This is a genomic window from Opitutus sp. sgz309028, assembly GCF_059821195.1.
The window spans coordinates 365,931-384,437 of record NZ_JCAMRR010000004.1 but is presented as its reverse complement, the minus strand read 5'-3'; the positions used below and the strand labels follow the sequence as shown (position 1 = coordinate 384,437).

At 66.5% G+C, this 18,507-nt stretch carries 18 protein-coding genes; 11 read left to right on the top strand and 7 right to left on the bottom strand.

The features are described 5' to 3' along the window. Positions 1 to 47 precede the first annotated feature (47 nt). Both AC6RV7_RS17310 and AC6RV7_RS17305 read right to left on the bottom strand, forming a co-directional pair. Positions 48 to 533, bottom strand: a complete 486-nt coding sequence (locus AC6RV7_RS17310) for a response regulator (protein WP_500095289.1) — start codon at positions 531 to 533, stop codon at positions 48 to 50. Positions 534 to 597: 64 nt separating this feature from the next. Next, positions 598 to 2,397 (bottom strand): sensor histidine kinase, encoded by a 1,800-nt coding sequence (locus tag AC6RV7_RS17305; RefSeq protein WP_500095288.1) that lies wholly within the window; start codon positions 2,395 to 2,397, stop codon positions 598 to 600. 256 nt (positions 2,398 to 2,653) lie between these two features. Between AC6RV7_RS17305 and AC6RV7_RS17300 the strand changes: the two genes are divergently transcribed. Genes AC6RV7_RS17300 through AC6RV7_RS17290 form a run of 3 tightly spaced genes read left to right on the top strand, consistent with a single transcriptional unit; the run spans position 2,654 to position 5,247 of the window. Beyond that, the gene (locus AC6RV7_RS17300) at positions 2,654 to 3,832 is read left to right on the top strand and encodes a hypothetical protein (RefSeq protein WP_500095287.1); all 1,179 of its coding nucleotides are present in this window, start codon (positions 2,654 to 2,656) and stop codon (positions 3,830 to 3,832) included. After that, a complete protein-coding gene (locus AC6RV7_RS17295) occupies positions 3,829 to 4,251 on the top strand; it encodes a YbaY family lipoprotein (protein WP_500095286.1) in 423 nt (140 codons plus the stop codon). The genes AC6RV7_RS17300 and AC6RV7_RS17295 overlap by 4 nt, the downstream gene beginning before the upstream one ends. A 24-nt stretch (positions 4,252 to 4,275) precedes the next feature. After that, positions 4,276 to 5,247 (top strand): D-2-hydroxyacid dehydrogenase, encoded by a 972-nt coding sequence (locus tag AC6RV7_RS17290; protein ID WP_500095285.1) that lies wholly within the window; start codon positions 4,276 to 4,278, stop codon positions 5,245 to 5,247. A gap of 40 nt (positions 5,248 to 5,287) precedes the next feature. On the opposite strand, the gene AC6RV7_RS17285 is transcribed toward AC6RV7_RS17290, so the two are convergent. Then, positions 5,288 to 5,956, bottom strand: a complete 669-nt coding sequence (locus AC6RV7_RS17285; protein WP_500095284.1) for an RDD family protein — start codon at positions 5,954 to 5,956, stop codon at positions 5,288 to 5,290. A 67-nt stretch (positions 5,957 to 6,023) separates the two neighbouring features. Then, positions 6,024 to 6,335, bottom strand: coding sequence for a YhbY family RNA-binding protein (locus tag AC6RV7_RS17280; protein WP_500095282.1), 312 nt, complete (start codon positions 6,333 to 6,335; stop codon positions 6,024 to 6,026). A gap of 278 nt (positions 6,336 to 6,613) precedes the next feature. Between AC6RV7_RS17280 and AC6RV7_RS17275 the strand changes: the two genes are divergently transcribed. Beyond that, positions 6,614 to 7,264, top strand: a complete 651-nt coding sequence (locus AC6RV7_RS17275) for an energy transducer TonB (protein ID WP_500095281.1) — start codon at positions 6,614 to 6,616, stop codon at positions 7,262 to 7,264. Positions 7,265 to 7,283: 19 nt separating this feature from the next. Here AC6RV7_RS17275 and AC6RV7_RS17270 read toward each other — a convergent pair whose 3' ends face one another. Continuing rightward, positions 7,284 to 8,000: a pseudouridine synthase gene (locus tag AC6RV7_RS17270; RefSeq protein WP_500095280.1), complete on the bottom strand. Its 717-nt coding sequence runs from the start codon at positions 7,998 to 8,000 to the stop codon at positions 7,284 to 7,286. 91 nt (positions 8,001 to 8,091) lie between these two features. Here AC6RV7_RS17270 and AC6RV7_RS17265 point away from each other — a divergent pair, with 91 nt between their 5' ends. Beyond that, positions 8,092 to 9,210 (top strand): alpha/beta hydrolase, encoded by a 1,119-nt coding sequence (locus AC6RV7_RS17265; protein WP_500095279.1) that lies wholly within the window; start codon positions 8,092 to 8,094, stop codon positions 9,208 to 9,210. Positions 9,211 to 9,225: 15 nt separating this feature from the next. Here the strand turns inward: AC6RV7_RS17265 and AC6RV7_RS17260 are convergent, their stop codons facing one another. Together AC6RV7_RS17260 and AC6RV7_RS17255 are read right to left on the bottom strand one after the other, a co-directional pair. Beyond that, the gene (locus tag AC6RV7_RS17260) at positions 9,226 to 9,744 is read right to left on the bottom strand and encodes a c-type cytochrome (RefSeq protein WP_500095278.1); all 519 of its coding nucleotides are present in this window, start codon (positions 9,742 to 9,744) and stop codon (positions 9,226 to 9,228) included. 9 nt (positions 9,745 to 9,753) lie between these two features. Continuing rightward, entirely contained in the window at positions 9,754 to 11,022 is a 1,269-nt protein-coding gene (locus AC6RV7_RS17255) for a PQQ-dependent sugar dehydrogenase (protein WP_500095277.1), read from the bottom strand. 195 nt (positions 11,023 to 11,217) lie between these two features. Between AC6RV7_RS17255 and AC6RV7_RS17250 the strand changes: the two genes are divergently transcribed. The 6 genes from AC6RV7_RS17250 (at position 11,218) to AC6RV7_RS17225 (ending at position 18,493) form a co-directional block, all read left to right on the top strand. Continuing rightward, positions 11,218 to 12,942 carry a DUF4177 domain-containing protein gene (locus tag AC6RV7_RS17250; RefSeq protein WP_500095276.1) on the top strand — a complete coding sequence of 575 codons (1,725 nt, stop codon included), beginning with the start codon at positions 11,218 to 11,220 and terminating at the stop codon, positions 12,940 to 12,942. Positions 12,943 to 13,078: 136 nt separating this feature from the next. Further along, complete coding sequence (locus AC6RV7_RS17245; RefSeq protein WP_500095275.1) at positions 13,079 to 14,479, top strand: PAS domain S-box protein; 1,401 nt, start codon at positions 13,079 to 13,081, stop codon at positions 14,477 to 14,479. Positions 14,480 to 14,549: 70 nt separating this feature from the next. Beyond that, on the top strand, positions 14,550 to 15,671 hold the full coding sequence (locus tag AC6RV7_RS17240; RefSeq protein WP_500095274.1) for a Gfo/Idh/MocA family protein: 1,122 nt from the start codon (positions 14,550 to 14,552) through the stop codon (positions 15,669 to 15,671). Positions 15,672 to 15,859: 188 nt separating this feature from the next. Then, on the top strand, positions 15,860 to 17,074 hold the full coding sequence (locus AC6RV7_RS17235) for an MFS transporter (protein ID WP_500095272.1): 1,215 nt from the start codon (positions 15,860 to 15,862) through the stop codon (positions 17,072 to 17,074). 198 nt (positions 17,075 to 17,272) lie between these two features. Continuing rightward, a complete protein-coding gene (locus AC6RV7_RS17230; RefSeq protein ID WP_500095271.1) occupies positions 17,273 to 17,680 on the top strand; it encodes a YXWGXW repeat-containing protein in 408 nt (135 codons plus the stop codon). Positions 17,681 to 17,818: 138 nt separating this feature from the next. Then, positions 17,819 to 18,493, top strand: a complete 675-nt coding sequence (locus AC6RV7_RS17225; RefSeq protein ID WP_500095270.1) for an ABC transporter ATP-binding protein — start codon at positions 17,819 to 17,821, stop codon at positions 18,491 to 18,493. Positions 18,494 to 18,507: the final 14 nt, after the last annotated feature.

The window sequence follows — 18,507 nt, the reverse complement described above, 5'->3', positions numbered from 1 at the left end:
AGGGAAGGAAAGGGGTAGCGTGGCCGCGAAGCGGCAGCGAACCAGGCTCACGATGCCTGGCTCGGGTTGAGCGCGTCGTCGCGCCGCTGGGGCGGGCCGGGGGGAGCCGGCTCGTTGAGGACGGCCCAGAAAACGCCCAGCTTGGCCACGGCGCTGACAAAGTCCTCGAAGCCGACCGGTTTCACGACGTAGGCGTTGGCGCCCAAATCGTAGCTCTGATAAAGGTCCCGTTCTTCCCGCGAAGAGGTCAGGACCACGACCGGGGTGCGGTGCAGATCCGGGTCTTCGCGGATCTGCCGCAGCACCTCGCGTCCGTCGACGCGGGGCATTTTCAAATCGAGCAACACCACGGCGGGCGCGATCCAGGGGCGGCCGGCGAATTTTCCGCGCCGATAAAGATAATCCAGCGCTTCCTCGCCATCGCCTGCGACGACGACTTCGTTGAGAAGCCGCGCCTGCTCGAAGGCAGTGAGAACGAGTTCAACGTCATACGGATTGTCTTCCGCGAGCAGAATCGGACGAAGCTGGCTCATACTTTAGCAAGACGGATGCGATTATATAGAGGAACGTCAAATAGATCGAACGTGGCGCGACCGCTCACGGCTTCGGAAAGGGCGAGGTGGAGTTCGGCGTCGGCGCGGGATCGAGCGGCAGCGCAAAATAAAAGGTCGCGCCTTCTCCGACCCGACCCTCCGCCCAAGTGCGGCCGCCGTGGCGGGTGATGATGCGGCGGACGTTCGCCAGGCCGATTCCGGTGCCCTCGAACTCTGCTTCGCTGTGCAAGCGTTGAAACACGCCGAAGAGCTTGGCGGCATATTTCATGTCGAAGCCGACGCCGTTATCGCGGACGAAAAACACGAGCTCCGCTGTCGCCGGCGTGGGCGGGAGGCTGCCGATCCGGATACGGGGCGGTTCCGAACGCGCCGAATACTTGGCGGCATTCTCGATGAGGTTGAACCACACCTGTCGCAGCATCGCGGGGTCGGCCTGGACGCGCGGCAGCGGCTCGATTTCCCAGACGATGCGACGGTCACGGTCCAGGCCGCTTTCGCGGATGACGGCCGCGACGAGCTGGTCGTGATCGATCTCCCCCGGCTCCAGCTGCGCCCGCCCCATGCGCGAAAACGTGAGCAGATCGTCGATCAGTCGGCCCATGCGCCGGGCGGAGTCGGAGATGACGGCGAGAAACCGGCGGCCCTTCTCGTCGAGCGATGCTCCCGCGTGCTTCGACAACAGGCTCGCGAAGCCGTCGATGTGCCGCAGCGGCGCCCGCAGGTCGTGAGAAACCGAATACGAGAACGACTCCAGCTCCTTGTTGGCGATCTCCAGCCGCGCGTTCTGGAGCTGGAGGTCGAGGTTCAGGTGACGGATCTTTTCCTCGTTGGCCTTCCGTTCCGAAACGTCGCGGATGATCGCGAGCGCCTGCAGGCCTTCATCCGTCTCGATCGGGCTCAGCATGATATCGAGCGGAAATTCCGAATTGTCCTTCTTGCGGCCGAATAGCTCCAGGCCTGCGCCCATCTCCCGTTTACGGGGCGCGGCGAAATACGCCGCGAGATGGCCGGCGTGCCGGGCGTGGTAGCGCTGCGGCAGCAACTGTTCAAGCCGCTGGCCGTCGAGTTCGCGGACATTCCAGCCGAACAGCTGCTCGGCCTTCTGGTTGGCGCGCACGATCCGGCCGCCGGTATCGACCTGGATGACGGCGTCCGGCGCCTGATCGAACAGACGTTTGAACATGAGCTGACTCTTCCGCAGGGCCGCTTCGGTTCGCTGCCGTTCGCGCAGATCGCGCCGCACCATCAGGGCGCGCGCGATCAGGAACGCGGTCGCCAGCGCGCAGGCCACGAGCGATGCTCCCAACGCCCGATGCGCCGCCTGACGCGCCCGGCGTCCGCGTTCCGACAGCAGCTGTCGCTCGGTGGCCTGCATCTCGCTGACGAGCGTGTGCGCCCGTTCGACCGGTCCGCTCGTCGCCGCCCACACTCGCGCCCGCGCGGAGCCGCCGCGCAACTGAAGGATCACCTCCTCGAGCTGGCGGGACGCCTCGCGCGAGGCCGCCTCCAATTCCGCCAGCCGTGCGCCTTGGACGTCGTTATCCGCCACGATCCGGCGCAGCGAGGTCAGCGTATGCTCCAAGGCCGACGTCGCCTGTTCGAGTCGGCTCATCATGAGATCGCGATCCTCGGCGAGCGGTATTTCCAAGGCTACGCTCTGCAATCCGATCAACCCGCCGCTCACCCGGTCCAGGTGACCGAGCACATCGTGCGTGTGCTCGACCCAGTCGAGGGTATCGTCGAAACGACGCGCATTCCAGCCCGCGGCGAGGGCGAACAGCAGCAGCACCAGCACGGCAATGGCGAAGGCGGCGGTGGTTTTGTGTTGAAGGGAGGGGTTCACGCGACGCAGCCCGTCGAAAACGCTTGCGCGGGGGACCAGACGGGAACGATTCCGGCGAAAAATTGCAAGGTGACGACAACAGTCGGTCAACTCGCGCTCCTTCGCGGGGATCGAGGGCGGGCTTGGACCGGGAAATGTCCGGGGCGTTGCGAGCCCGCCGACAAATTTACTTTCGTATCGTTCGGCGCCCGCCGCGGCGGGGCCGGACGTATTCACGCTTTCCATTCACGGAGCTGCCAACCAGCTTGCTCCTGCGATGCCGCCGGCCAGCGACGTTTCACCCCACCTCAGGCCCGAGACCGTCCGCGGTCATGATGGATTTTTCCGCGTGGTGCGCCGGCTCGACGGAGCGTGGACGTGGCTCGATCCGGCGGGAAACGAATGTTTCGCGTGCGCGGTCGGGGGCTTCGAACCGACGGAGGGCGCGCCGGAGCTTCTGCGCGACTGCGGGATGAATGTCGTCGTGGCCGCTCCAGAACGGGCGCCCTCCGGCATGGCGTGCATGGCGGTGGTGGATTTCGTGGGCGCCGCGCGGCCGATCCACGCACCGGGAGTGCGGCTGCCGGATGTTTTCGATCCGGCTTGGCCGGCGTTCGCGCATCGCCGGGCGGAGGAGGCATGCGCCCCTTGGGCGGAGCAGCGGGAGGTTCTGGGCTGGCTGGCGGATGACGCGCTCGATTGGGGCGCGGCGACGGAGCCGGGACGACCCTCGCTGCTGCAGGTCTGCCTGAGTCTCGAACCCGGCTTCGCCGCCTATCACGCGGCGTGGGAGTTTGTCCTCGCGTTGCACGGCGGGCGGCTCGCGGACGTGGGAAAAGCGTGGGGGCTGTCGCTCCTGCATCGCGAGGCGATCCGCGAATGCACTCGCAACGATCAGGCGCTCGCGTCGCGCGGCTACCTGCGCGATCACGCGCGCTGGCTCGGCGAAATGGCGCAGCGTTATTTCCTCTCGACGGCGACCGCGATCCGCGCGCATGCGCCGCGGCACCTGCTGCTGGGCGCCCGCGAACGCCGGGCCGGCGTCGGCGTCGAGGCGATGGCGCCGGTGCGGACAGCGGGAGCGTTTCCGCTCGTCGACGTGCCGTGGATACCGTGGCGCGAGATCGGGCCGGCGACGTCCGGGCCAGTGTTCGCCGGCGACTTCACGTGGGTCGCACGAGATTTTCTGGACTCGTCGCGGGGCGCAGCGTCGCTGACTTCGGTGGAGCGGATGCTGCGGCGGGGCCGCGCGAGCTTGCGGCGGTTGGTCACGCATCCGGCGGTCGTCGGCTATGCCTGGGAATGCTGGCGCGACCGGCCCGGCGAGCGGCCGCCGTTTGCCGGCGGGCTGGTGCATGTCGACGGCGGCGAGGCGCGCGAGCACACGGAGTTGGTGGCTGACATGAACCGGCGCGTGGCTACGTTGCGCGGCACTGCCTCCTTCAACGCCTCATGAAAGCCCTTCTTTTTTCCCTGGCCGCGAGCGTGGCCCTGTTTGCGGCGGGCTGTGCCAACCTCGATTCGTTTGCGCCGGGTCCGGCGGACCGGGTGCTGACCGGAGTGATCACCAACAACACCGGCGGCGGCGAACTCCCGCCGAACACCGAAGTCACGATTCGCGTCGTCGATTTGTCGCGCGGAGAGGGGCGCGGCGAAGTGCTGGGAGAGGAAACGATCATGAATCCCGCGCGCATGCCGGTGTCGTTTCGCGTTGAATACACGGCAGAGGACCAGCTCCTGATGCGCAGCGTGAATGTCGAGGCGCGGATCGCGGTCGGCGGCCGCCTTCGCTACACGACGGTGCAGGGCCATCCGGTCACGCTCGCGAACGTCAACGATTCGCACGTCGTCGTGGTGGAAGCGGCGAACCGCTGACGGCGTCGCGTGGTCAATCGCGCGATGAGCCACACGATCTGGACCAACACCAAGCTCGCGGACGCCGCTGCGCGGCAATTGCTCGCCGGCACCGCGGGGCACCGGTTGATGCTTTCATCGGCCGCCAGCGCGTCGGTGTTGACGGCCGGACGAAGCGATCCGGAGCTGGCGCAGGCAGACATCGCCTTCGGGCAGCCCGACGTCGAGGACTGCCTGCGTTATCGGAATCTCCGCTGGATCGAGCTCTCGAGCGCGGGCTACACCCGCTACGATCGCGAGGACTTGAAGGAGGCCCTGCGCGCCCGCGGCACGATCCTGACGAATGCCTCGACGGTCTTCGCCGATTCGTGCGCGCAGCACCTGCTCGCGATGATGCTCTCGCTCGGCCGCCAGCTGCCTCAATCGTGGCGGGACCAGTTCACGGATCGTTCCTGGCATTATGCGGAGCGCCGCTACGACTCCCGTCTGCTCACCGGCCAGACGGCGGTGCTGCTTGGTTACGGCGCGATCGGTCGCCGGCTGGCGGAGTTGCTCGCGCCGTTCGGGATGAGATTGCTCGCGCTGCGCCGCCAGAGTCGCAGCGAAGCGGCTGTGCGGGTGATTTCGCCCGAGAACCTCAGCAGCACGCTCGCCGAGGCCGACCACGTCATCAACATCCTTCCCGACAACGAGGACACGCGCGGCTTCGTCAATGCCCGCCGGCTTTCCTGCTGCAAACGCGGCGCGCGCTTCTACAACGTCGGCCGCGGCACCACCGTCGATCAGGGGGCCTTGCTCGAGGCGCTGCACTTGGGCCGGTTGAACGCCGCCTACCTCGATGTGACCGACCCCGAGCCGTTGCCGCCGGAGCATCCGTTGTGGACCGCGCCGAATTGCTTCATCACGCCGCACACCGCCGGCGGCCGGCACGATCAGGACGAGGCGCTGGCCGCGCATTTCCTGAGGAATTTCACGGCGTTTCAACGCGGCGAGCCGCTGATCGATCGCATCGTCTGAGCCGGGCGCTCGCGTCAGCGCCGAGTCCCGTCGCGGCGCTTCACACCTTGATCACCTTCGTGCCGGCGATGAGGTCGTGCAGGCAGCGCTTGTCGTCGCGGAAGATGAAGAGGCTGTCGGTGAGCCAGAAAAAGAATCCGAAGAGGGGCACCTGGCGAAAAATCCGCGCGAGGAATCCGCGCAGCAAAAACGCCCGCAGAAATCCGCCGGGCTGATCGTCGCTCACGCGCACGATCCGGGTGCGCAGCAGGATGTTTCCGATCGACTGGCTGCGCCAGCTCAGCAGCACGACCTGCACGACGAAGAGCGCCAGCAGATAAGGCAGCGAGAGTCCAAGGGACGACCAGAAGATCTCCATCACGTGCTCGGGATCCACCGCTCCGTCAGCAGCCATGTCGCCCACCGAGCGCATGATGGCGACCGACGTGGGCATCCAGCACGCCATCTCCAGCGTGCCGTCGATGAGCGCGCCGAAAAACCGCCGCCAGCGTTCCGCCAGCAGGGTATGGCTGCGCTCCGCATCGATCACGGGCGGTGTATTCGCGGTAGGGAAAAATTCCGCGAAATCCGCGAGCCGGCGCCATTCGTCGGTGCCGGCCACCTTGGCGCGGGTGTCGAGGTTGGCGCGGCCGGCTGCGATCCAGCCACGAATCTGTTCCGCGCTGGCCGGCCCGTATTCGTTTCCGTCGCCGCCGATGATGATGAACATGCCGCGCAACGAAACAGCCTGCCCGCGGCGCGTCAATCGGCCGCTCGCCGACGCACCGCGCGAACGATCACTCCGGCAGAACGATCGAACGTCCGTCCGGCTCAGGATGCTGACGGTAAAAGAGCGCCGTGTGACCGACGGCGCCGACGCACAGGCAGCGGCCTTCATCGGCGATCTGTTCGCAGAGCGCGGCGCGTTCGTCGCGATCGAGCCCCAGGAAGCGCAGCTTCACGAGTTCGTGGGCGCGCAGGAGTTTCTGGAGTTCGGCGGTGAAAGCGGGCGTGAGGCCGCCTTTGCCGAGCTTGAGCGAAGCGTCGAGCGTCTGGCCGATGCCGCGGAGGAACGAGCGCTGGGCGCCGGTCAGGGGAAAATCATACATAATCGAAAAGGAGGCAGTGACCGTCGCGGAGACCGACCGCGGCGCCAAGCCGGAATCCCGGCGGGGACGTCTTCGTCGCACAAGGAATGCGAGGTTTTTTGCAAAGGATGCGGAGGGATCGTTGGGTTCTGAACGATACTCCCAGTATGAACGGGCATACCCCTGCGACGCTCGTCAACCCCGCCGACCTCCCTCGTCCGCCCCTCCGAACGATCAGGCCCACCGGGACTTGGCGTTATCGCGCCCGGCGTCGCTCCCGGGTCGCACTGTGGGGCGCGATGGCGTTTTCCGCCGGTCTGCATGGCCTGCTGCTGTTTGGGTTCAACTTCAAGTCCGCGCCGAAGCGGCAGCTCGTTTACGACGAGCCGGTGGCGGTCACGCTGATCATGCCGGAGCTCAAGGACCTGGAGCCGGAAACGACTCCCTTCGAGGGCGATGAGGAGCCGGTGGCGGCGGGCGTCTCCGTGCCGATGCTGGCCGACGTGCCAAGCCAGGTCGACTTGTCGAACGCGTTCGTGCAGCAGATCGACTACTCCACGCTGGTTCCGCAGCAGGACCTGAGTTCGGCAAAGGTGATTTCGATTCCTCCGATCATCCATCGCGGCACCAAGATCGGCGAGGGCATGGGCAAGATTTTCGATTTGAAGGATCTCGACCGCGCGCCGGATCCGATCGTGCGGATCGCGCCGGTGATGCCCGTGGGCATGCGGCAGCCCGGCTTCCGGGCTGAGGTGACCGTCGGGTTCATCGTCGATGTGAACGGTGCGGTCGTCGGCCCCTACGTCGTGCGGACCACCGAGCGGCGGCTCGAAGATCCGGCACTCATGGCGATCTCGAAATGGAAATTCCGGCCGGGTATCAAGAATGGCCGCAGGGTGAACGTCCGCATGCTGCAGCCGCTGGTTTTCACAGTGCGCGAGGACGAATGAGCGCGACGCCGGCGCAGGCTCAGGAAGCGGGCGACGCGTCCGCGCGGTCAAAATGATCCAGCGGCAGCTCCCGCCACTGGCCCGGCGGCAGTTCGCCGAGCGTGAGATCGCCGAACTGGCTGCGATGTAGCGTGAGCACGGTCGCGCCGATCGCGGCAAACATCCGGCGCACCTGATGGTAGCGCCCCTCGGTCAAGGTGAGATCGGCTTCGCGCGGACCGAGGAGGCGGAGCTGCGCCGGCGCGCAAGGCGTGTCCTCGCCTTCGAGCGGCAGCGTGCCGCTGGCGAAAAGCGGGATCAGCTCCGGTGACAAGTCGCGGTCGACCATCGCGCGATAGACCTTCGGGACCTTGTGCTTCGGCGACGTGAGCCGGTGCACGAGCGGCGAGCGATCGGTGAGCAGGATCAAGCCGCTCGTCTCCTTGTCGAGGCGACCGATGCTCGTCACCTGCGGACGGCGCAGACGCCAGCGCGGAGGCAGCAGCGAATAGATGTTCGGGCCTTCGCGCTGATCGTGCGAGCACACGAGGCCGAGCGGCTTGTGCAGCATCAACAGGAGCCCGTCGGGATGATCGAGCGGCTCGCCGTCCACCGCCACGTCGGCGGGCGCGGCCTTCTGCGAAACGTTGCGGGCGGGTTCGCCGCGGATCGTGACGCGTTCGTCGGCGACCCAGTCGCGCGCCTCGCTGCGCGTGCAATAGCCGAGGCTGGAGAGGAGTTGATCGAGACGACGCATGGGCGGTCATCGCGGCAAACCCGCCGGCAAAGCGCAAAGGCGAAATGAATCGCGACCGCCGGCGCGTTCTGCGGAAGTCGGCGCCGTCTTCATGTTTATCTGGCTGCTGCTGTTTTTGGCCTTGGCGCTCGTGTGGCTCGGTTTGCTTACGACGCTGCGCTCGCCCGATTGGAACGAATGGCGGCTCGCGGTGTGCGCCGGCGAGTTTGGCCACTGGCTCGCCCTGGCGGCGTTGGCTTTGGCCGTGGCGGCGGGAAGTGTCGGCCGGAACCCGGTCGGGTGGATCGCCGCCTGCCTCGCCGTCGTGGCGGCGGGCTTGTTGCTCAAGCCGGCACTGCAAGCGCGGCGCGTCGCGCGGACGCTGGAGTCGCAATGCGACAGTTTCGGCGCGCCGGCGGTGTCGCGACGGGCGTTTTCCTGGCGCGGTCTGCTCGGTCGTGCGCCAGCGGCGGTCGGGGCGGAGACGTTCGCGTTCGCCGGCGCGCTGGAGATGGATGTCTACCGGCTGCCGTCAGCGGCTTCGCGGCCGGGCGTGCTCGTGATCCACGGCGGCGGCTGGGACGGCGGCGATCGCGGACAGATGCGCCATTTCAATCACTGGCTCGCGCATCGCGGCTATGTCGTCGCCGCGATCTCGTATCGGCTCGCTCCCGTATCCAAATGGCCGGCACAGCGCGAGGACGTGCGGGCGGCGCTCGCGTTTCTGCAGGAGCGGGCGCCGGCGCTCGGGCTCGACGCTTCGCGCCTGGTCCTGCTCGGTCGTTCCGCCGGCGGACAGATCGCGCAAACGGCGGCCTATACGCTGGGCGAGCCGGGGATCCGCGGGGTGGTCGGCCTCTACGCGCCGGCGGATTTGTTGCTCGGCTACCGCTCGGGGCGCGAGGACGACGTGCTGCAATCCCGGCGGCTGCTCCGTCAGTATCTCGGCGGCTCGCCGGACGAGGTGCGCGGGAATTACGCGGATGCGTCTGCGACGTCGCACGTGAGGCCGGAGTCGCCGCCGACGCTGCTGCTGCACGGCCGGCTCGATCCGCTCGTGTGGCACCGGCACAGCGAGCGGCTCGCGGCCCGGCTCAGCGCGGCCGGCGTGCCGCACGTCGCGATCCAGCTGCCGTGGGCGACGCACGCGTTCGAGTTCAATCTCTGCGGACCGGGCGGGCAGCTGACCACGTATGCGCTGGAGCGGTTTCTGGCCCGCGTGACGCGGTGACGCCCCACGATCCGTTCAGGGCAAACCGGGCCGGCTACGCGCGATCGCGACCTCGTCGGGCGTGACCGGTTTCGACGGCGGCGGCTGGCCGAAGCGCTCGCGCACGCGGGTGGCGAGTGCGGCGATCTCGACATCGCTGAGATGGTCGAACGGTGCCATGTCGTTTTCGTAAGCCTGCGCCGCTTCGCCCAACACCGCCGAGCCGCGCAGGATCAGCGAAAGCAGCAGTTGCGGATTTTCGTTGGAAATCCAGGCGCTGCCGCGAATCGATGGCTGCAGGAAAGGCACGCCGCTGCCGTCGGCCATGTGGCACGTCGCGCAGTTTTGTTGGAAAAGCTGTTCGCCGTCGGCGCTCGCCACCGTCGCCCCGCCGGATGCGGGCGGGGGCGGAGTTTCGACCGTGGCAGCGACCGGCGCGGGCGCCGATGGCGGCGTGGTGGCGGACTTCTCTGCCGACGCGTGCGCCGGCTCCGGCTCGCGGCGGTGGCACGCTACGAGCGAGAGCGTCGCGAGGACGAGGAGCAGGGCGCGCACGGGCGACGCTTACCGGTTTTCGCCGGTGTAGATGATCCGCCAGACCCGACCGGCCGTTGCATCCGAGACGTAGAGCGAGCCATCGGGGCCGACGGCGACACCGTTCGGGCGATGCTTCGCGTCGCCGGGCGAGGCGAGGTCTTTCGCGCCGGAGAATCCGTCGGCGAACACTTCGAAGGTGCCGACCGGAAAACCGGATTTGTTGAACGGAATGAAGGTCACGTTGTAGCCGCGCTGCGGTTTGGGCGCGCGGTTCCACGAGCCCTGAAAAGCGAGAAAGGCGCCGCCGCGGTATTTTTCCGGAAACTGAGTGCCCGAATAGAACGCGAGCTGCATCGGCGACCAGTGCGCGGGGAACGCGACCAGCGGATCCGGGAATTTGCCGGCGGGCGCGAGCTTCTTGCCGTCGCCGCCATATTCGGGATTCAGCTTCCGCTGCTTCGCGCGCGGGTCCCAATACGTGGTCGGCCAGCCGAAGTCGGCGCCTTCTTCGAGGACGTGGAGGACCTCGGCGGGATTCTCGGCGTTGTCCTCTTCGCTGTAGAATTGCGGCGCGACGGTGTTGAGCTGATCGCGGCCATGGATGGCGATGAAGAGCTTTTTCGACACGGGATTCAGCGCGATCGTGGTCGAGTGACGATGACCGGTGGAGACGTGATGGCCGTCGGCTTGCGTCTGGTCGGGTTTGTCGGGATCGAAGCGCCAGTAGCCGCCGTGGGTTTTGAGGAATTCGGTCGGATCCTGACCGACGGCGCCCTTGGCACGATCGGGTTGGCCGAGGGCGTTAGAGGGCGAGCCGACTTCAACGTAGAGCTGACCGTCCGCGCCGAACGCGAACACCTTGGCCGAGTGTTGGCGCTTGTTGGGCAGATCGCGCACGATCCGCTCGGCGGGACCGGCGGGGACGAGCTGGCCGGGCGTGAGCTTGTAACGGTAAATGGCGCTGTCGGTCGAATGGTAGAGCCAGCCGTTGTGAATCGCTATGCCGGTGCCGCCACCTTCGCCGAATTCCTCAGTCTGGTCGGCGCGGCCGTCGCCATCGGTATCGCGCAGCGCGACGATGCCGGCCTGGCGGGTTTTGATATAGAGGTCGCCGTTGTTGGCGACGACGAGATTGCGCAGCGGCTTGAGCTTGTCGGCAACGACGAGCGCGCGAAAGCCGGCGGGCAACATGAGGCCGCCGTTGTCGGCGTCCGGCTTCGGCAGGTTGGCGGCCAGGGCCGGGCCGGCCGTGAGCAGTCCGAGCAGCAGGAAACGGGTGAGCGGGGAAGGATGCATGGGGCTCGATTGACGCGGGAAACCGTGGCGAGATGCGCCCGACGGGCAAGGTGGGGCGACGTTTTCCGTCGGACCGTGGCCGACCTGCGTGCGGTGCCGAGCGCCTGGTGCGGGCGCGATCCCAGATGCAGCCGGTTGCAAATTAAGGCTCGGCATGCGGGGCGGGTTTTGGGATGCGTGGGCCTCGCAACCATTATGGCACTTTGGGAATACAAGGTCATCTCCAGCGGCAAGGGTGGCTTCGCCACGCCGGCGCTGCTGGAAAAATTTCTCAACGACCTCGGCCGCGAGGATTGGGAAATCGTCGAATTTCGCACTGTCCCCGACAACCCCCTCGCGTTCACCGGTCTCGCCCGGCGCTCGACGCAACGGGACTGGACGCTGCAGGACGCGGCGGCCGCCGCCGCCAAGGCGGAGGCCGAAAAGCTCCGCGCCGAATTCGCCGCGAAGTTTCAAGCCGCCACGTCGAACGCCACGGCAGAAGACCGCCCGGCCAGCTTCCTCGAAGAGAAGGTCGCCCCCGACGACGGCTTCCGGAAGCCGATCGACACGTCGCGCGACGATGATCCGGATGCGCCGGAGGACGACTCCGCCGAAAAGGACGAATGGGATCAGCTCGCCGAAGAAGAGGAGCTGCCGACGTTCTTCGAAGCTCTCAAGCCCCACATGCGCCGCAATCAGCGCGGCCCGGGCATGTCGGTCGGCACCGACTATCTGGCGAAGAAGTGGGGTCTCGACGAAAGCGACATCAAGGGCGCGCTCGTCGAGTGCGGGTTGCAGATTCCGGCCGACGAGAATGCGAAGCCCGTTTACGTCGAATACGACGGCGACCTTTTCTGGGTAAACATCAACCGCCGCGGTGAGGTGTGGATCAACACCCGCGAAAAGCCACGTCCGGTCTTCCGCGTCGTCCAGGCAGCGAAAGTCACTCCCGAGACGACCGAGGAGCAGAAGCCCGAGGAAAAGCACGCGAAGCCCGAAAAGACCGAGGCGGTGCGTCACCCGCGCAACGAGACCAACGCGACACAGCCCGAGATGCCGGCGCCCGCCGGCGGCGCGCCACTGCCCGAAGGGGCTACGTTGCTCCAAAAAATTCGCCCGCTGATGCGGCGGAATCGCCGCGGTCCGGGTGGTTCGGGCAGCGCGAGCTTCCTGGCGCGCGCGCTCAAGTGCAGCGAGGCCGATCTCGTGCAGGCGTTTTCCGCGCTGGGGCTCACGGTGCCGGCCACGCCCAACGATCCCGCCGTCAACGTCGAGATCGAGGGCGAAATCTGGTGGTTGAACAAGGATTCGCGCGGCGGACTCTGGATCAATGGCCGCGAGAAACGCGCCGGCGATGCCGCCAAGACCGCCGAGCCCGGCTCGGCTGACACGACTCCCTCCGCGATCGAGACCTCGCCGGCGGAGCCGACGGAGCTGCCGCTCGAGCCGGCATCGCCGGTCGCGGCTTCGGCGCCGAAGACTCCGGCCGAGGCGTCCACGCCCGCCGGTGAAGCGTCGGCGGCAGACCTGCCGTCGCCTGCCAACATTCTCGCGGCGGTCCGACTCTTGTTGAAAGAGACCAAGACCGGCGCCGTGGCGGGGAAGGTCGAGCGCGTCGCGAGCGAGCTCGGCAAAGCGCCCGAAGCGCTGGTTGAAGGCCTCGTGAACGCTGGCTTGAAGGTGCCGGAAAAGGCTCGTGAAAAGCCCGTCTTCGTCGAGCACGCGGGCGAGATTTTCTGGTTCAACAAGAACGCGAAAGGCGAGCTGTGGGTAAACGCCAAGGCCTCCAAGTTTGCGCAGGAGAGCGAGCCCGGCGGCGAAGCAGCCGCCGAGAAGAAACCCGCGCGCCGTGGCGGTCGCGGCCGGGGCCGCAAAGCGGAAGCGGAGACTCCCGAGAGCGGGCCGGCGGAGTCAGCCGCCGAAAACCCGGCACCTTGATTTCCCCAGCCCGGCGGCGACGCCGGGCTTTTTTGTGCCTACGCGTTTTTTGAAGACGCATACGGCTGGCTACTGACTTGGGCGCGGCGTTCATCCTGCGGCCGGCGGCGTCGATTGCATTGGGTCCAGGTAATTTATGAAACGGCCCCAGCCGATCGACGCCGCCCGCGAATTCCGGATCGACGAGATGTTTTTCTCCACGACCGACCGGAAGGGCGTGATTTTGTCGGGTAACGATGTGTTCGTGCGAGTCAGCGGTTATGCTCGCCACGAACTCGTGGGGAAGCCGCACAACATCATCCGCCATCCGGAGATGCCGCGGGCGGTTTTTCGTCTGATCTGGAGCCGGCTGCTCGCCGCGAGTCCGGTGGCGGGTCTGGTCAAGAACCTCGCGGCGGATGGCCGGCATTACAGCGTGATCGCGTTGTTGCTGCCGGTGGGCGACGGGTTCTTGTCGGTTCGCTTCAAGCCGTCCAGCGAGCTCACGCCGCGGGTGGCGGCGCTTTACCGGCGGATGCGGGCGTGCGAGGAAGCGGCGCGTGACGGTGGCGCCGATGGACCGGCCAGCATGGATGCCGCCGAGAAGCTGCTGGCGGACGAATTGCGCGCGCAGAGTTTCGAGAGTTACGACGCGTTCATGCGGAAACTGCTGCACGAGGAACTGAAGAGTCGCGATGCGACGCTGGCGCGGGAGAAGCTGCGGCTGTTTCCCGCGGAGGCGATCAGCCGCAACGGCGGCGAAATTGCGATCATCGATCGCGCCGCGCGCCGCGCGTATCGGGAAATCAATACGCTTTACGCGCAGCTCGACGAGTTTGCGTCGCTCAACGAACGTCTCGCGGAAAGGTCGGCATTCGTGCTCGGGCTTACGCAGGAGTTTCGCTTCATCGCCTTCAACGCGGCGCTGCGATCCGCACGCGTGGGAGTCGAAGGTTCGGGACTGGCGGTGATCGCGGACTATCTCGGCGCGTCGCTGGAGAACACCAGCAACCTCGTCGGCGCGTTCACGGAACGCACGAGGTCGGTGTCGACCGGCCTGAGCGCGGTGATTTTCGATCTCGCGGCCGCGCGGCTGCAGATCGAGATGGTGATCGGATTCTGCGGCGAGCTCCTGTGCCGGGAGGCGAAAGCGGGCGGGGATGCGGACGGGTGCCGGCGGATGATCGGACAACTTCAGGCGGGGTTTGCGGGGACGATCGCCCGCGCCGCCGCCGCCTTGCTGGCAATCGAACGGGAGCTGGGCCGCCTCGGCGAGAACTCCGAGGAGTTGCGGCGTCTGGTGCTGGCGCTTCAGGTCGCGCAGGTCGGCGGGCTCGTGGAGGCGCGCCGGTTGAAAGAGGACGATTCCTTCGAGGTCATGTTTGGCGATCTGCGGGTCGGCATCGAGCGGACGAAGACCGCGCTGGCGGATCTCGACCAGGCGCGGGAGCGCCTGCGAGGACTCGCGGACCAGACCCCCGCGATTCAGGCTGAGATCGGTCTGGCCATGCGGGAGATCGACGCGGTTGTCACGCGCCTGGCCGTGCCGGCAGATTGAGCTTCGAGTGTCGCTGCCAGTTGCCAAGTGGAAGCGAGCCGTTTACGTGACGGGCAGCACCCCTTGCCCCATGAAATCGCGCCCGTCCCTCACGCGCCGGCAATTCGTCGGCCACGTCTCCCTCGCTTCGCTCGCCGCGCTCACGCTGCCGCGGAATCTCCTCGCCGCCGAGCCACGGCCCGACCGGAAACTCGGCATCGCGCTGCTCGGCCTCGGCGGCTATTCGACCTACCAGCTGGCGCCGGCGCTGCAGCAAACGCAGCACTGCCGGCTCGCGGGCGTGGTGACGGGCACGCCGTCGAAAGTCGACTTCTGGAAGAAGAAGTTCGGGGTCACCGATCCAAACGTCTACACTTACGAAAACCTCGAGCGCATCGCCGACAATCCGGACATCGATATCGTCTACGTCGTGACTCCGCCGGGGACACACCGCGATTTCGTGCTGCGGGCCGCGAAGGCGGGTAAACATGTGATCTGCGAGAAGCCGATGGCGCCGACCGCGCGCGAATGCGACGAGATGATCGCGGCGTGCCGTGATGCGGGCAGGAAGTTGTCGATTGGATACAGGCTGGAGTTCGAGCCGCATCACATCGAGATGGAGCGGCTCGCTCGCGACCCGCAGTTCGGGCCGTTCACGAAGATGAGCGGAAAGCACGGCTTCCGCGTGGGCGAGGGCCGCGGCTGGCGATTGGACAAGAAGCTCGCGGGGGGCGGGCCGCTGCCGGACGTCGGCATCTACGTGATTCAGGCGGGCTGTCGCGCGGCCGGCGACCTCGCCCCGGTGGCGGTCACGGCGACGGAGGAGCCGAAGACGCGCCCGCAGGTGTTCGATCAGGTGGAGGAAACGATCCGCTGGAAAATGGAATTTTCCAATGGCGCGGTGTGCGATGGCTGGACGAGCTACAATGCCGGCGGCAACGAGTTTCGCGCCGAATCGCGGGACGGCCGCAACTGGGTCGAGATCAAGCCGGCCTTTGCCTATGGTGGGCTGGAGGGCCGCACGAGTCGCGGACCGATGAACATCAATAATCTCAACCAGCAGGCGGCGCAGATGGACGATTTTGCGCGCTGTATCGTCGAGAATCGCGACACGCCCGTCCCGGGCGAGATGGGCCGGCGCGACGTGGCGATCATTGAGGCGATCTACGCCTCGGCGGCGGCGGGCGGGAAGCGCGTCGAGGTGAAGGCGTGAGCGGTTGAGAAATGTCGTAAGGGACCGCGGGCCGGCCGGAGCCGCGGCGCGGCGGGCGTGTTTCCAGCGAGGAACGCGCTGGCCCCGCGACGCTGAAATTCACCGTTGCTGAACCAGCGATAGTTCTCCTGTGTCGATCCGTCGTTCGTTTCACCCCAACCCCTCCAGTTGTTACAGCGATTCTCTACATGAGCAAAGACAACGCTTCCAAACTGTTCCTTGCGAGTTGCCTGGCATTGATCGTGACCGCGATGACGTTCGCGATCCGCGCGGGCATCCTCACGGAGCTAAGTCAGAATTTTGGACTCAGTGACACCCAGCTTGGGTGGGTGAACGCGATGGCGTTCCTCGGCTTTCCCGTCGCGATGATGGTCGGCGGGCTGCTGTATAATTACCTCGGCGCGCGCGTGCTGTTGTGCGTGGCGCTGGTCGGTCACGTGGCGGGCCTCGTGCTGACGATCACGGCGGGCGGATTCTGGGGCCTGATCATCTCAACCTTCTGTATCGGCTTTGCCAACGGTTCGGTGGAGGCGGCGTGCAATCCGCTGATCGCGGACATGTATCCAAAAAAGCAGACGACCATGCTGAACCGGTTTCACGTCTGGTTTCCGGGCGGCATCGTGATCGGCGCGCTGGTGTCGCAGTTCATGACCTCGGCCGGCATGGGCTGGCAGCTGCAGATCGCGACCATGCTGGTGCCGACGGCAATCTACGGCTTCCTCCTTTTCACGACCAACTTCCCGACGTCGGCGAACATCGAGACCTCGACCGGCACGAACATCAAGAGCCTCTTCAGCCCGCTGTATCTGTTCATGATTCTCTGCATGACGCTCACGGCGACGACCGAACTCGGCACGCAGCAGTGGGTGGGACGCATCCTGAGCGAGACCGGTGCGCACCCGATGATGGTGCTCGCGCTGGGCACGGGCCTCATGGCGGTCGGCCGGCAGTTTGCCGGTCCGATCGTGCACAAGCTGCACACGGTCGGCGTGCTGCTCTGCTCGGCGATCGTCGCGGCGATCGGCTTGTTCCTGTTGAGCAAGGCGACGGGGGCGACGGTGTATGTGGCCGTGATCGTGTTCGCGCTCGGCGTCTGTTATTTCTGGCCCTGCATGATCGGTTTCACGAGCGAGTACATCCCGAAGACGGGCGCGCTCGGCATGTCGCTGATGGGCGGCGCGGGCATGTTTGCCGTTTCGATCTGGAATCCGATCATCGGAAATTGGATCGACAGCAATCGCGCGAAAGCGGCGCAGACGCTGACGGAGCCGTCCGCGATCGAACTTGCCGCCGGACAGGCGACGCTCGCGAACATGGTAACCTTCCCGCTCGTGTTGATCGTGGCGTTCGCGGTGTTGTTCGCGCTGCGTGGCAGGCTCGAGAAGGGCGCGCACACGCGGTAAGCCTGCGAACCAATCTTGTAGACGAAGCCCGCCGATTACGGCGGGCTTTTTTTATCAAGGCGGAACGCGGGCTGGCGGTGTCGGCTGCGTCAACCCCGGCCGCGACCGGGTGGAAAGGCTGAGGGAACGTAAAAGGCGCCAGATTCGGGAGTTTTCCCCAAGAACCACGCCGCCCGGGGAGGGTCTGCGGCGCGGGTTATGAATACCTCAAACTTCGCCCCGCTCCTGGTCGTTTGTGGCGCGGCCGCGTTCCTGGGTGGCTGCGCCACCGAGCCTGAATCGCATGTCGTGGCGGCGCCGCCGCCGGCTGCGCCCGTCGTCGCTTCCGCTCCGCCGACCGTTGTGGCCACGCCCACCACCACCGCCACCGGTCAGAGCACCATCGTCGTGACGCAAGCGCCGCCGGCGGTGCAGTCCGAGAGCGTGCCACCGCGTCCGTCGAGCGATCACGTCTGGGTGCCCGGTTACTGGACCTGGCGCAACAGCCGCTACGAATGGGTCGCCGGTCGCTGGTCCATTCCGCCGCGCGCCGGTGCCACGTGGATCCCGCCGCGGTGGGATCAGGAAGGTGGCGCGTATCGCTATTACGAAGGCTATTGGGACTAGATGCGTTCCGCCATGGGTCAAACGGCGCGGAGCGATCCGCGCCGTTTTTTTTGCCGTGCGTTGGCGATCGCGCCACACGGCGAACAGGTGCGCACCGAAACGAATTGAGCACCGGTGCATCTTCGCTCAACTCGGCGCATGCTCGACGTCGTTCAGCTGAGGAAAACCTTCGTCGCGCCCGACGGCGAGCGGGTCGAAATCGTCAACGTCCCCGCGTTTGCGCTCGGCGCTGGCGCGCAACTCGGACTCCGCGGAGAAAGCGGTTCGGGCAAGACGACGTTCCTGCATCTCATCGCCGGGATTCTTGCGGCGGACAGCGGGACCGTGAACGTCGACGGCGAGACCATGACGGCGCTCGGCGAGGCGGAGCGCGATCGACTGCGGGCCGCGAAGATCGGCTACATTTTTCAGAGCTTCAATCTGCTCCAAGGCTACACGGTGATCGAAAACGTCGTGCTCGGCATGTCGTTCGGTCCGCGCGGCGCCGATCGTGGTCATGCGCGCGAGCTGCTCGAACGCGTGGGGCTCGGCACCCGGCTGCATCATTTTCCCCGACAGCTTTCAACCGGACAACAGCAGCGCGTGGCGGTCGCGCGGGCGCTGGCGAACCGGCCGCGGCTGGTGCTCGCGGACGAGCCCACCGGCAATCTCGATCGCAAGCACGCGCACGATTCGCTGCGGCTGATTCGCGAGGTCTGCCGCGAAAATGGCGCGGCGCTCCTGCTTGTGAGCCACGACGAAAGCGTGCTGCGCGAGTTCGAGCAGGTGCAGGATTTCGCGCAGATCAACGCCGCGCTCCGTGGGCAAAGCTGAGCCTCGCATCGATC

Bases quoted from the DNA above. Each gene is read 5' to 3' on its own strand.
- AC6RV7_RS17310 (WP_500095289.1), bottom strand. From the start codon at position 533: ATGAGCCAGCTTCGTCCGATTCTGCTCGCGGAAGACAATCCGTATGAC.
- AC6RV7_RS17300 (WP_500095287.1), top strand. From the start codon at position 2,654: ATGCCGCCGGCCAGCGACGTTTCACCCCACCTCAGGCCCGAGACCGTC.
- AC6RV7_RS17295 (WP_500095286.1), top strand. From the start codon at position 3,829: ATGAAAGCCCTTCTTTTTTCCCTGGCCGCGAGCGTGGCCCTGTTTGCG.
- AC6RV7_RS17290 (WP_500095285.1), top strand. From the start codon at position 4,276: ATGAGCCACACGATCTGGACCAACACCAAGCTCGCGGACGCCGCTGCG.
- AC6RV7_RS17285 (WP_500095284.1), bottom strand. From the start codon at position 5,956: ATGTTCATCATCATCGGCGGCGACGGAAACGAATACGGGCCGGCCAGC.
- AC6RV7_RS17280 (WP_500095282.1), bottom strand. From the start codon at position 6,335: ATGTATGATTTTCCCCTGACCGGCGCCCAGCGCTCGTTCCTCCGCGGC.
- AC6RV7_RS17275 (WP_500095281.1), top strand. From the start codon at position 6,614: ATGGCGTTTTCCGCCGGTCTGCATGGCCTGCTGCTGTTTGGGTTCAAC.
- AC6RV7_RS17270 (WP_500095280.1), bottom strand. From the start codon at position 8,000: ATGCGTCGTCTCGATCAACTCCTCTCCAGCCTCGGCTATTGCACGCGC.
- AC6RV7_RS17265 (WP_500095279.1), top strand. From the start codon at position 8,092: ATGTTTATCTGGCTGCTGCTGTTTTTGGCCTTGGCGCTCGTGTGGCTC.
- AC6RV7_RS17255 (WP_500095277.1), bottom strand. From the start codon at position 11,022: ATGCATCCTTCCCCGCTCACCCGTTTCCTGCTGCTCGGACTGCTCACG.
- AC6RV7_RS17250 (WP_500095276.1), top strand. From the start codon at position 11,218: ATGGCACTTTGGGAATACAAGGTCATCTCCAGCGGCAAGGGTGGCTTC.
- AC6RV7_RS17245 (WP_500095275.1), top strand. From the start codon at position 13,079: ATGAAACGGCCCCAGCCGATCGACGCCGCCCGCGAATTCCGGATCGAC.
- AC6RV7_RS17240 (WP_500095274.1), top strand. From the start codon at position 14,550: ATGAAATCGCGCCCGTCCCTCACGCGCCGGCAATTCGTCGGCCACGTC.
- AC6RV7_RS17235 (WP_500095272.1), top strand. From the start codon at position 15,860: ATGAGCAAAGACAACGCTTCCAAACTGTTCCTTGCGAGTTGCCTGGCA.
- AC6RV7_RS17230 (WP_500095271.1), top strand. From the start codon at position 17,273: ATGAATACCTCAAACTTCGCCCCGCTCCTGGTCGTTTGTGGCGCGGCC.
- AC6RV7_RS17225 (WP_500095270.1), top strand. From the start codon at position 17,819: ATGCTCGACGTCGTTCAGCTGAGGAAAACCTTCGTCGCGCCCGACGGC.